Consider the following 12,908-nt stretch of genomic DNA (forward strand, 5'->3'; position numbering starts at 1 on the left):
ATCCAGGGACATAGCCGCTTTTTGCTGCCACTCAGATAATAACAGGATAGTCACTTTATAGATTAATTACTCCTTGTTCTTTAAAACTTCTATCATATCTATAGATTTGATCTTTTTCATTAAAATAAGGTTTGTGAAGATAGTAAAAGTAAGTGTAAGAATTATTGTGATGATATATGTTTTAAACTCCACTACATATGGAAAACTGTAAGAGTCCGTACTACTAGCCGCCATCATATAGCCTCCAAGCCACCTTCCTAAAGGTAATCCTACAATTATTCCGAATGTGGTAATTACATAGTTTTCATTAAAGATTAATTTTTTAATTTCATTATTTTTAAATCCTAATACTTTAAGGGTTGCTAGTTCTCTCTGCCTTTCAAAAATATTAATAGTAGCAACATTATATATGACAGCAATAAGAAGTACTGCTGCAAGTATAATCAAAACTCCGATGGAAGATTTTGTTGCCCCCATATTTTTCAAAAGAGCATTAAGAGAATCTGTTTTTGATTCCACAGAATTTACTACAGCCATATCCTTTAACCTGTCTTTAACCTCTTTTTCAGAGGCGCTACTATCTAATTTAATTACAGCGGAAGTTGCAATCATCCCTTCACCTAGCACACTGTTTAAGCTATTTATAGAAGTATAGGTGCTTAGACCTAAATATTGAACTACAATACCCTTAACAGCAACTTCTTTCTTCTCTTTTCCAGGAAAGAAAAATCTTATACTTACAGTATCATTTGTTTTTACTCCTAATGTATTTGCAAGCTTCTCAGATATAAGTATTCCACTAGATGGTAGGTTTATGGCTTTACCATCCTTATCTTCAACTTTATACATCTGTGGTTCCTTAATGAGTGCTGTAAATCCCACATCTTTACTTCGCCAGCCATTTGATATCTCAACACCGGTTTCAAACACGGGCTCTAACGCTGTAACATGAGGCATACTTTTAATCTCGTTTAGCTCTTCCATATTGACTAACTTTGAAAAGGTTACTTTTACATCATAGTTTTGGATGTCTCCATACTGCTGTTTTATCATAAAGTTAATAGAGTCTTGCATACTTAAAGCTACCAAAAGTATAGCAGAGGAAAATATAATTCCTAAGGATGTTAAAAGCGCTCTCCTCTTATATCTAAATAAGTTCCTTAGTATTATTTTCGATAGATGACTGATATTGTTCCATATTATTTGACTTCTTTCAATTATTGTTTTCTTCCCATTTTCCGGTGCCTTCTCTCTCATAGCTTCGCTAGGCATAATTTTAAAGATAACTTTGCAAGAATGGTATCCTGCAAACAAACAGAAAAACAATGTAAGTAGTGAAGCCGGAAAAACAAGCTCCCCATAAATTTTTGCACCTTCAAGAGGTAAGTTAAAATACTGGTTAATAAGCTTAGTAAAGCCAACGCCCATGTAAGTTCCTAGAATGGACCCCATTAAGCTGCCTATAAGTGCAATGAATGCTGAGTAGCTCATGTAGTATGTGAGAACCTGCACATTAGTAAATCCTAGAGCTTTCAATACTCCTATTTGTATCCTTTGATTTTCAACCATTCTCCCCATCATTATATAGATGATAACCGAAGCTACCATAAAAAATATAATGGGAAATGAGCTGCCCATAGATTGCAGCTTTTTTATTTCCTCATTTATCATCATAGTGCTTGTCTGCTGTTCCCTATCAATAGCACTCTTTATACCATAATTCTTTAAAACCTTTTTTATATCATTTTTTACATTTTCTATATCACTTCCATTAGTAAGCTGAATAGAAATATTATTTACAGAACCTTTAAAATCAAAAATTGCCTCTCCAAAGGATTGCTTAATATATATAATCCCGAACTTTTTATTATCCGGCATTAACTCACTTGAGTCCTTTAAGGTATATACAAATTCAGGGCTTTTGACCGAACCTACAACTTTTAGCTTAACTTTATTTCCGTTTATAATTGGATAAATATAGTCTCCTAACTTTAAGTCATTTGCCTTGAAAAAATCCTGATCTACCAGACACTGATTACTATCTCCCTCTGAGAAATATCTACCCGATTTTATTACTATATCATTTACTATATCTTTTTTTTCATCAGGAAGAGTTATAAATCTCAAGGTGGCATTTTCACCAGAAATACTCATACTAGCATCTTTAATTATCCTTGCTGTAGCCGATTTTACGTAAGGCAGTTCCTTTACCTTTTCTATTGCTCCTAAAGGTGCCTTATAAAGATCCACCCAAATATCTGCCAATCTGTATTCATTGAAGTATTTGACACTCGAATTAGAAAGGTTTCTAAACATAGAATTTATGCCTGTATAAAAAGTAACTCCTAAAATAACAATAATCAAAATAGAAACAAATTGCCCTTTTGACCTCTTTAAATCTCTAAATAAGTTTCTGAATAAAATATTCATTACCATTCAATCCTTTCAGGTGACTCAGGATTATCGTTAATAGTCATAGCCTCTACCGCTCCACTTCTTACTCTAATTACCCTATCAGCCATGGCTGCAATTGCTGCATTATGTGTAATAACAACTATTGTTTTGTTCATTTTTTTATTAATATCATAAAGTAGCTTTAAAACTAATTTTCCTGTATTATAATCTAAAGCCCCTGTAGGTTCATCACATAAAAGTAGTAGTGGATTTTTAACTAGAGCTCTTGCTATAGCAACTCTTTGCTGCTCTCCTCCAGAAAGCTGTGCTGGAAAGTTTCCTGCTCTTTCACTTAGTCCTACATCACTAATAATACCCTTAGAATTTAATGGATCATCACTAAGTCCTGTAACCAACTCTACATTCTCTAATGCTGTGAGATTAGGCATGAGATTGTAAAACTGAAATACAAATCCTATATTTTTTCGTCTATAAATAGTAAGTTCATTATCCGAATATCTTGTTATGTCCTTACCATCAATGAAAACTTCTCCTGAAGTAGGTCTATCCATTCCGCCAATCATATTTAATACTGTACTTTTTCCAGAACCACTTGGACCAAGAACTACGACGAACTCACCTTTTAGAATCTCAAAATTCATCCCATCTGAAGCCTTTACTTTTATCTCTCCCATGGTATATTCTTTTATAACATCTTTTACTATTACAATAGGATTTTTCATTTAAAATCACCCCATATTAGATTCTATTGACCATAGGGTCAACTTGATATTATTATGCTCTTTCTTGACCATGTAGTCAATAGAAAAATAAACTTTTTTAAAGTTAATAATAAAACTAAGTGTATCGTGACATGGATCACAGTATTATATTTTGGTAAATATTATAATTGTACAAGAGGTGATTTTTTTGGAAAAAATAAGAGTCGATTTTAAGAAAATGTATTATGGTTTTCCTGTAATACTTATAAGCTTTTATGATGAAAACGGCAATCCTAATGTTACAACGCTTTCATCCTCTTTCACATTAACAGATATGGTGTGTCTTGGATTTGGAAGTAAAAGTTATGCCGTAAATGAAATAAAAAAAGTAAAAGACTTTGTTATTAATATACCTGATAGATCTATCATGAAGGAATTAGATCTTTGCGGTTCTTTATCTGGTAGTAAATACGATAAGTTTAATCTGTCTGGATTGACAGCTGTTAAATCGGATGTTGTCAATGCTCCTTTAATTTCAGAATGTCCAGTTTCTATAGAGTGCAGCCTAACTGATGTTATTGAAAGAGATTATTATAAAGGTATTACTAATATACTAGCATCTATCAAAGGCAGATGCATTTCCAAGGATTTATTAGACGAAGAAAATCATTTAATACACTCTGATTTAGACCCAGTTCTATATGTAGGAGATAATAAACTAAAAGTTTACAGATATACAGAAAAGAAGAAATCAGATGCGTCTGGCTCATTTATTTAAAAGTTAAATCTTTAAATTTACTCATATAAATACCCACTTGGCAAGATAAGAAATAATTTAACCACAAAGTATTGTAACATAACTTTGTGGTTAAATTATTTTAAAACATTTCCATTAATATTTAAATAAAATAATTCTACTCAAAGCAGAGATTTTTCTAATTTAAATTACTTCATAAACCTCTTTAACAAACCTACCTTATCCTTAGTATATGGCGGGTAAATAAATTTTAAATTAAATTTTGTACTCTTCTTTAACACACTCTTCATATGCGAAAAGGTTTCAAAGCTTTTTTGTCCATGATAAGATCCAAGTCCAGCAGTACCAACGCCTCCAAAAGGTAAAAACGGACTGGCAAGATGAGTCATTGTATCATTAATACATCCACCACCATAGGAAACGTTATCTATAACCTTCTGCTCTACCTTTCTATTCTCAGTAAATAAATATAAGGCTAAAGGCTTCGGTCTACTGTTTATCTTGCTTATAATTCTATCTAAATTATCATAATCAATAATAGGAAGTATTGGTCCAAAAATCTCATCCTCCATGATTTTGTCTTCCCAAGTTATGTTATTCATTATTGTAGGCTCAATATAAAGACTTTCCTTATCATAATTCCCACCAAATACAACCTTATCTTTATCTATTAGTTGAATTAATCGATTTATTTGTCTTTCATTCACGATTCTTCCATAATCCTTGCTGTCTTTAGGATTTTCTCCATAAAAGCTTTTTATCTTCTCTATCATCTTGTTTATTAGTTTCTTTTTAACTACCCTATGTACAAGAATATAATCAGGAGCAACACAAGTCTGACCTACATTCATAAACTTCCCCCAAACTATTCTTTGAGCTGCAATTTCTATATTTGCACTCTCATCAACAATACAGGGGCTTTTTCCACCTAGTTCAAGGGTAATAGGTACTAGATTTTTAGCTGCAGCTTCCATAACTATTTTCCCAACGTTTACGCTTCCAGTAAAAAATATATAATCAAAAGGTGAATTGATTAATGCAGCTGTAGTCTCTTTTCCTCCTTGTACAACTCTTATATATCTTTCATCAAAGGTTTCCTTAATTATTTTATCTACCACCTTTGCAACATTGGAAGTAAATTCAGATGGTTTTAATACCACACAGTTTCCTGCTGAAATGGCTCCCACAAGAGGCTCAATTATCAACTGAAACGGGTAGTTAAAAGGCCCCACTATTAATACACTCCCGTAAGGTTCTGCATATATATAGCTTTTGGAACCTAAATGTACCATAGGTGTCTTTACCTTTTTAACTGCTGTCCATTTTTTCAGATTTTTTATAAAGTATCCTATGCTATCGTATAGATATCCTATCTCAGTAGCATAAGCTTCAAATTCTGACTTATGAAGATCTTCATGTAATGCTGTCATTATAAGCTTTTCATTGTTTTGAATTGCTTTCTTAAGCCTTTGAAGCTGCTTTATTCTAAAGGTTACTTTTTTTGTTTCTCCTGTGTAAAAATATTCTTTTTGCTGCTCTATGATATTTGTTATATCTTGTTCTTCTATATTAAATATAATAACCCCTCCTGTGTCATCTTTTCTCCTAAAAGCTTTGAAGCTTACTAAAACTTAGTAAAGTCATGACTAAATTTTTATCTTTATTTTCCAAACTCTTAGGATCAAAAATACAATTAAGTTCATATATACCTCTTTCACTTGGAATTATATGTGCATTTATAATAATGTTATCAAATAGTTGAGCATTTATACGTTCTTTAATAATTTCTGGACAATCTAAAACTATAATATCTCCATTTATGCTAGATGCCACGATTAAGTCAAATTCCATTATACATTCACCTCTAATACATATCTTCGCTATATTCTATACATTCTATTTGTTTTGTATTACTTTTGTTTAGTTCTCTTAATATGAAAAAGGAACTACTCATAATGTATATCTATCCATTATGAACTAGCCCCTTTAATCATATATCTAATTTTTCTTTTTAAAACTATTGCTTTTTACTGCAGTTTTTCTCCTATTTGAGTAACCAGTATTCTTGGTTTTTTTAGCAGAAATATTCCTTGGAGTCTCCTTCTTCACCGCTGGTGTTTCAGAGCTCATTGGATATGGATTCTCCTTAATTATTGGTATTGTTTTTCTTATAAGTTTTTGAATATCTGCAAGTTGTTCACTGCTTTCCTCATCACAGAAGGTAAGTGCAACACCTTTAAGTCCTGCTCTTCCAGTACGTCCAATCCTATGAACATAGGTTTCTGGTACATCAGGTAAATCATAATTAATTACATGAGATAATTCATCTACATCAATACCTCTTGCTGCTATATCGGTTGCTACTAAAACCCTTATTTTACCTTCCTTAAAGTTATTTAAGGCAAGTTGTCTTGCGTTTTGTGACTTGTTTCCGTGAATAGCTTGAGCCTCTATGCCTGATTTGTCAAGATACTTTGTAATCATATTTGCTCCATGCTTTGTTCGTGAAAACACCAATACAGAAACAATATCTTTATTTTTTAGTAAATCAACAAGCAGAGATTTTTTATTCTTTTTCTCAACAAGGTATACTCCTTGCTTGACAGTATCAGTGGTAGATGAAACAGGTGTCACTTCTACTCTTATTGGATCTATAAGAATAGAATTTACTAGTTTTGAAATTTCTAGTGGCATAGTTGCAGAAAACAGCATAGTTTGCCTAACCTTAGGCACCTGTGCTATTATTCTTTTCACATCATGTACCATTCCCATGTCAAGCATACGGTCTGCTTCATCAAGTACAAAATACTTTACATGCTGTAAATTAATTTGCTTCTGCTGCACTAAATCTAAAAGCCTTCCTGGAGTTGCAATTAAAATATCCACTCCAGACTTTAGAGCTCTTACCTGAGGGTGTTGTGACACTCCTCCGAAAATCACTGTATTTGTAAGACCTATGTATTTTCCATAGGCCGTGAAACTCTCTCCTATTTGAATAGCTAATTCTCTAGTTGGAGCCAATACTAATGCTCTAATAGGTTGTGGTCCTCTCTCTGTGCTCTTTCTCTCATTAAAAAGATTTTGCAATATAGGAATAGCAAAAGCTGCTGTTTTTCCAGTACCTGTCTGAGCACATCCAAGAAAGTCCTTTCCTTCTAGTATAGGCGAGATAGCCTTTTGTTGTATTGGTGTAGGTTTTGTATACCCTTCAGTTTTTAAAGCCTTCTGAATAGGCTCAATTAAATTTAAATTTTCAAATAACATGAATTCTCCTTTGAATGTATTCGTCTTAAGTTAAAATCTTGCTTCAAATGTCCTTAAGCTTTTTAATTATACCATATTAACTTCATTATTGCTGATTTTAATATGTTTTGAATTTAGTTCAATTTGTCAGCGACCTACATCTCAAATAATCCCAACAATTCCTCATCAGTTAGAGCTGCAAAGCCTTCACCACCAGATAACTCATCTCCCATAAGCTCTGATATAAGTTTTTTCTTCTGTTCTTGAAGTAAGATAATCTTTTCCTCAATAGTGCCCTTTGCAATAATCTTGATAACCTCTACCACATTCTTTTGCCCAATCCTATGTGCTCTATCTGTTGCCTGTTCTTCGACTGCTGGATTCCACCATGGATCAAAATGTATTACTACATCTGCAGAAGTTAAGTTAAGTCCCGTCCCTCCAGCCTTTAAACTAATTAAAAACACAGAGTTTTCCCCTTCATTAAAATCTTTTACCATATTCATTCTCTTTTCAGAGGGTACAGATCCATCCAAATAACTATAGGATATACCTTCTCCACTAATTCTTTTTCCAATATTTTTAAGAACGGAAGTGAATTGTGAGAAAATAAGTATTCTATGTCCTTCTTCTATACTTTTACTAAGCAGTTCCACAATTGCTTCTATTTTTCCACTACCCCCAGTATAATCCTTCATCAATACTGACGGATCTAGACATAGTTGCCTTAATTTTGTTATGTATGAAAGTATTTCTATTTTACTATTTTTAAATTCATCATCCTTTACCTTCTTTTCGATAAGCTCAAGTGCATGCTTTGCATAGGTTCCATAAATCTTCCTTTGTTCATCCTCTAAAGTTACAACTAAAGTTTTTTCTATCTTGTCTGGTAGCTCTTTTATAACGTCCTTCTTTCTTCTTCTAAGTATAAAAGGCTTTATAAGCTTATTTAACTCCTCTAAAACTACAGGCTCTTCTCTAAGCTTTTTATGGTATCTTACACTAAATCTCTTTTCATCATATAAATATCCTGGCATCACAAAATCAAATATAGACCATAATTCCATAAGAGAGTTTTCTATTGGTGTACCTGATAGGGCAAATCTTCTCTTAGCCTTAATTTCTTTAACTGATGTTGCATTTTGAGAATGTGGATTTTTTATATACTGAGCTTCATCTAGTATACAATAATCGAATTCTATCTCATTATAGATTTCTAAATCTCTCTTAAGAAGATTATAAGTTGTTATAATGACATCATAGTTTTCTATATTCTTAACAATCTCTTCTCTTTCTTCCTTAACACCATTAACCGCAGCAACTAATATTGTAGGTGCGAACTTCTGGAATTCGCTTATCCAATTATATACTAACGAAGTAGGTGCTACTATCAATGTTTTACTGCCTTTATTTGATAATATGAATGTAATAGTCTGAAGAGTTTTACCAAGGCCCATTTCATCTCCCAAGATTCCACCAAAACCTAAATAGTCTAAAGTTTTAAACCAATTATAGCCTGTTTTCTGATATTCTCTTAGATTAGCCTCTAGATCTTCTGGTTCTTTAAACTTTTGTTTTTCTATATTCTTAAATTTTTCTTTTATTTCCTTTAATTCTTTTTTTCCTTTTATATATCTAATACCATTATCATCCATATAATTATCTAAAAAAACACCTTTACTTTTAGATATTTCAATATGATTTTCTTCTATATCCTTAGAGGTAACTACATCCAACATCTTTAGAAATTTCTTAAGCTCTAGTTCCTCTAAATCAAGATACTCCCCACTTTTTAATTTATAATACTTAACATTATCTCTAAATGCCCTCAATATATCTGCAGTCTCCTGTGGTGGTATGTCTCCTATCTTAAAATCCATCTCGAAGTAATCATACCTACCTGACTTGATATCTCCCTTAATACCCTTAGTGCCAATAGACTTTATCCCCTTAAAACTTTCTGAATAATACACTTCACCAAGTTCTTGAAGCTTTCCCACTTCACTTTTAAAGAAGCTAAATATATAGTCGTCTCCCATTAGTAAATAGAACTTATCATTTATCTGTTCGAATCCTAAAGCTCTTAATTCTCCAATGACATGACTTTCCTTTTTAGAGTCTCTATATATAATTTTTTCTTTATAATCTTCAAAGATATTAAATTCAAGATTTTCATATCTTACCTTTACGGTTAGCGTAATATCCCTATTTTCTTTATCAAAATAAAAACTAAACTGACAATCACCTATTACAATCCTATTCTTAATAGACTTAGATAAAGTAACGTTAGATGATAGATTTCCAAGATTTGGTATTAACCTCCTTAATACAGTCTCTTCCTCTGCATTTGAAATTGTTACAACCTTTGCTTCATTAAAAACCTGTAAGTAAGGACTTATCTTATAACAAAAATCATAATCCGGAAGATATATAGTTGAACCGTATAAAAAAACGTCATTTTTAGAACCTAATGCTGTAGGCATTCCCCCTGGCGATTTAAGAACATAGCTATCCTTTATGGTTTTCAAATCAAAATCAACAGGTGGAGTTTGAAACAAAATTTCAGTTTCCACCGGCCTATAAAAAAATCCTTCATTCAAATAAACTCTATGATTTTTTATAATGCTAATAAACTCCCTTACTAAATTTTTAGGGATATTTATATATTTTCCATCTACCACTCTATCGTTACTTCCGTTTAAATACTTGTATTTTCCTTCCATCTCCTTTAAAGTCTCAATAAAATCAATAAGCCTTTTATCCTTTGTACTTAACCTTTGATTTTTGGTATGGAAAGTAAAATTTTTTCCATAGTTTATAGGAATGTTGTTATAGTAACCTGTTAAAAACTGATTAATATCCTTTAATATATAAAGATTACTGGAACTTACAGAGTTAAGCCCTATTTTAAACTCAGCCTTTAGTGCATCTGTCCATTGATTTTTATTTATATAAACCTCTATCTTAAGTTCTTCCTTCTCTTTTTCGTCTCCTAGAAGCATAGATAAAAGATTACTTTTACCTCTAAAAATAATTTCTTCTTTTATATCTTCAATCTTTAAAAGAGGATGACTAGCTAAATCCTCTAGAGATTTGTAAAAAGTCGCAACCAGATGCTTACAGCAGTAATTTCTCTTCTTAAATTCATTACTTTCATAGTCTAAGCAAGTACAGAAAGTAGAAAAAATACTTTTCTTCTCTGCGTCCATTTCAATTTTTGTGTTATATTCATTAAAAAGATTTTCAGAAATCACATTACCATTTATAGATATTAAACTGTCTTCACTAGTAATATTGATAGAGGAAACTAAATCATTATTAACAACTCTTTGACCTTTCGCATGGTTTTTACCGCTAGTTTCTTCATTAAATATTTGCAACAACATATCTTCTTTCACTATATCTTCTCCCTAGCAATTTAATTTTTTCAATCTTTTAATTATATCACAAAGTGAAATTTAATTCTGGCTTGATTTACTAATAAAATACGAATGATACTATCTTAAATAATAAAATAAAACCTGAGAACAAATAATCAAAGGATTAATAAATTCAAGTTATTTACAAATAAGCTCAAGTAGATCAACAGTTTTATTCATCCACTTGAGCTTTTTATTTTACATAAAGTTTACCTCAGTTAACTCTTTTAACTCTAGTATCACTGCCCCCTTCCAACACCTCTCTTAACTTTCTAAGGAAATATCCCGATGCTATAGGTGCAAGACCTATAAATACTAGGTAAAATTTTAATATCGAAGAATTCTTAAAGGCAGTTAATAATGTAATTAGTATTAATAAACTTATAACTCTCCCACTGTTAAGCATCAAATCCTTATTAATCATATACTCTATTCTCATGTTCTCTTCATGTGCCCTATTTATAACATTAAAGGTAGAAGAGGATAATTGTATTGTGAAAAATGGTAAAAAAAATGTATCCATCACAATATATGAAAGTAGTGTACTTTGTGATATTTTCACTACTAATCCACAAACAGCTAGAAATGATCCCGCAGTTCCAATAATTATAGAAAGTCTTCTACGGGACGGTTTAATTATTTTCTGCACCAGCATGTATGATGTAGAAGATATCAGTGATGCTATTAAGGTAAACTTCCCTAGTGAAAGCTCACTATTAGTAGTTTCGATAATTAATATATTTACTAAAAACATAATTATCACATCTCTAAAACCCCAGAAAAATGTAGATTTTCTTATGATTCTCCACTCCTCACAATTGCTTGAAAATGCTCTTTTAAAATCAATTATAGTTGAACTATTTTCACATTTTAAAATTATACTAATTAGAATTAAAAGTAAGAATACAACTAAAGTCATAGAGAAAACCACTCTATACCCACTTATCCCACTAAATCTACTTATTATGTATGCAGAAGTCATCGGTGCGATAGCTGAAGAAATACCTCCAAAGCTTCCATTCAGTCCATTGAAGGTATCTCTGTTATTCATATTAGTAAAATCAAAGCATAATGTGTTAAAAGCAAGCCAATAGAAACCTGTTGCCATTCCATGTACAACTCCAAGTAAACATATATAGCCAATTCCTTTATTACTTACAGCTATTATTAATACATAAAATAACGAATATATTAACAGTCCGATTCTTAATGGCCATATTCCATTTTTCTTTTTTGCAAGTATTCCTGCTATGATAAAGGTTATTGGGACAAATGTATAATTAACTAAATTATAAATTGCTATTATAGTGAAACTACTAGTTTCTCTCCAAAAAAATACATTTACAAATATTCCAGATAGACCTATCCCAAAGGAAAATAGAACACTTATAGTAAGTAGTATTTTAGCACTTTTGCACATAATTTCCTCCTGTTCAATATAGATATTCCTTTCTATTATGTGCATTATGCTCCATCCTATCATAGATATATTAAATTTATCTGACAAAAATCCATTCTTTTTCTGTAGATAAATCTTCATTAAAGGCATATCCTTCTTCTTCAAATTCTTTCAACCTCTGAACATCCTCAATATCGTTTTCTACAATATATCTAGCCATTAATCCTCTTGCTCTTTTCGCATAAATAGTTACGACCTTATATCCGCTATATTTATGCTCTTTAAAAGTTATATTTAGAATTCTGCCATTAAGCATTTTCTGATCAATAGCAGAAAAATATTCTTTAGAAGCTAGATTAATTATAGTTCTATCTGAATGATTTTTAAGTTCTTCATTGAAGTAATTTGTAATCTTATCCTTCCAAAAGCAATATAGGTCTTTCCCATTTGAATTTTTTAATTTGATACCCATTTCCAATCTATAAGGTTGAATTATATCTAAAGGTCTTAGCACACCATACAATCCTGAGAGAATTCTTAAATGCTTCTGTGCAAATTTTAGTTGCTCTTCCTTAAATCCTTCCGCTCTTAATCCTTGATATACCGTTCCCGAAAATGTTAAAACTGCCTGTTTAGCATTCTTTAGATTGGATTTATTATGAAAACTTATATTTCTTTTAAAATTCAACTCTGCAAGTTCCTCACTAATTTTCATCAAGCTCATAAGCTCTGGTGGTGTATACTGTTGAAGTTCCTTAATTAATTCTAAAGCCTCTTGTTCATATATTGGTTCTGTATAAATTTTTGTTGCAGTTTTTTTCTTAAAATTTAGTGTTTTTGCTGGTGATAATATTATAAACATTATTTTACTCCTTCTATAATAAGTTTCAATAACTACTCTACAGCTATTTTAATGACTATTCCTAGATTAAAATATCCGTAATACTAGATTAAAATATCCGTAATAAATGTAT

At 31.3% G+C, this 12,908-nt stretch carries 9 protein-coding genes; 1 reads left to right on the forward strand and 8 read right to left on the reverse strand.

Annotated elements, in window-relative coordinates:
- Positions 1-66 precede the first annotated feature (66 nt).
- Positions 67-2,430: an FtsX-like permease family protein gene (locus tag AC0N0V_RS15060; protein WP_474458861.1), complete on the reverse strand. Its 2,364-nt coding sequence runs from the start codon at positions 2,428-2,430 to the stop codon at positions 67-69.
- The gene (locus AC0N0V_RS15065) at positions 2,430-3,137 is read right to left on the reverse strand and encodes an ABC transporter ATP-binding protein (protein WP_474458862.1); all 708 of its coding nucleotides are present in this window, start codon (positions 3,135-3,137) and stop codon (positions 2,430-2,432) included. The genes AC0N0V_RS15060 and AC0N0V_RS15065 overlap by 1 nt, the downstream gene beginning before the upstream one ends.
- 187 nt (positions 3,138-3,324) lie before the next feature.
- Here AC0N0V_RS15065 and AC0N0V_RS15070 point away from each other — a divergent pair, with 187 nt between their 5' ends.
- Complete coding sequence (locus AC0N0V_RS15070; RefSeq protein ID WP_474458863.1) at positions 3,325-3,894, forward strand: flavin reductase family protein; 570 nt, start codon at positions 3,325-3,327, stop codon at positions 3,892-3,894.
- 167 nt (positions 3,895-4,061) lie between these two features.
- On the opposite strand, the gene AC0N0V_RS15075 is transcribed toward AC0N0V_RS15070, so the two are convergent.
- From AC0N0V_RS15075 to yaaA, 6 genes are all read right to left on the reverse strand, one after another.
- The gene (locus AC0N0V_RS15075) at positions 4,062-5,441 is read right to left on the reverse strand and encodes an aldehyde dehydrogenase (protein WP_474464547.1); all 1,380 of its coding nucleotides are present in this window, start codon (positions 5,439-5,441) and stop codon (positions 4,062-4,064) included.
- Between the two features lie 37 nt (positions 5,442-5,478).
- The gene (locus AC0N0V_RS15080; RefSeq protein WP_474458864.1) at positions 5,479-5,724 is read right to left on the reverse strand and encodes a hypothetical protein; all 246 of its coding nucleotides are present in this window, start codon (positions 5,722-5,724) and stop codon (positions 5,479-5,481) included.
- A 147-nt stretch (positions 5,725-5,871) separates the two neighbouring features.
- On the reverse strand, positions 5,872-7,137 hold the full coding sequence (locus AC0N0V_RS15085; RefSeq protein WP_474458865.1) for a DEAD/DEAH box helicase: 1,266 nt from the start codon (positions 7,135-7,137) through the stop codon (positions 5,872-5,874).
- A gap of 134 nt (positions 7,138-7,271) precedes the next feature.
- Positions 7,272-10,517 (reverse strand): DEAD/DEAH box helicase, encoded by a 3,246-nt coding sequence (locus AC0N0V_RS15090; RefSeq protein WP_474464550.1) that lies wholly within the window; start codon positions 10,515-10,517, stop codon positions 7,272-7,274.
- Positions 10,518-10,749: 232 nt separating this feature from the next.
- Complete coding sequence (locus AC0N0V_RS15095) at positions 10,750-12,099, reverse strand: MFS transporter (RefSeq protein WP_474458866.1); 1,350 nt, start codon at positions 12,097-12,099, stop codon at positions 10,750-10,752.
- A complete protein-coding gene (yaaA, locus tag AC0N0V_RS15100) occupies positions 12,032-12,796 on the reverse strand; it encodes a peroxide stress protein YaaA (protein ID WP_474458867.1) in 765 nt (254 codons plus the stop codon). The genes AC0N0V_RS15095 and yaaA overlap by 68 nt, the downstream gene beginning before the upstream one ends.
- Positions 12,797-12,908: the final 112 nt, after the last annotated feature.

The sequence above is a fragment of the Clostridium sp. CS1-1 genome (assembly GCF_056135525.1).

Coding starts and splice junctions, on each gene's coding strand:
- AC0N0V_RS15080 (WP_474458864.1), bottom strand. CDS start 5,724: ATGGAATTTGACTTAATCGTGGCATCTAGCATAAATGGAGATATTATA.
- AC0N0V_RS15085 (WP_474458865.1), bottom strand. CDS start 7,137: ATGTTATTTGAAAATTTAAATTTAATTGAGCCTATTCAGAAGGCTTTA.
- yaaA (WP_474458867.1), bottom strand. CDS start 12,796: ATGTTTATAATATTATCACCAGCAAAAACACTAAATTTTAAGAAAAAA.
- AC0N0V_RS15065 (WP_474458862.1), bottom strand. CDS start 3,137: ATGAAAAATCCTATTGTAATAGTAAAAGATGTTATAAAAGAATATACC.
- AC0N0V_RS15060 (WP_474458861.1), bottom strand. CDS start 2,430: ATGAATATTTTATTCAGAAACTTATTTAGAGATTTAAAGAGGTCAAAA.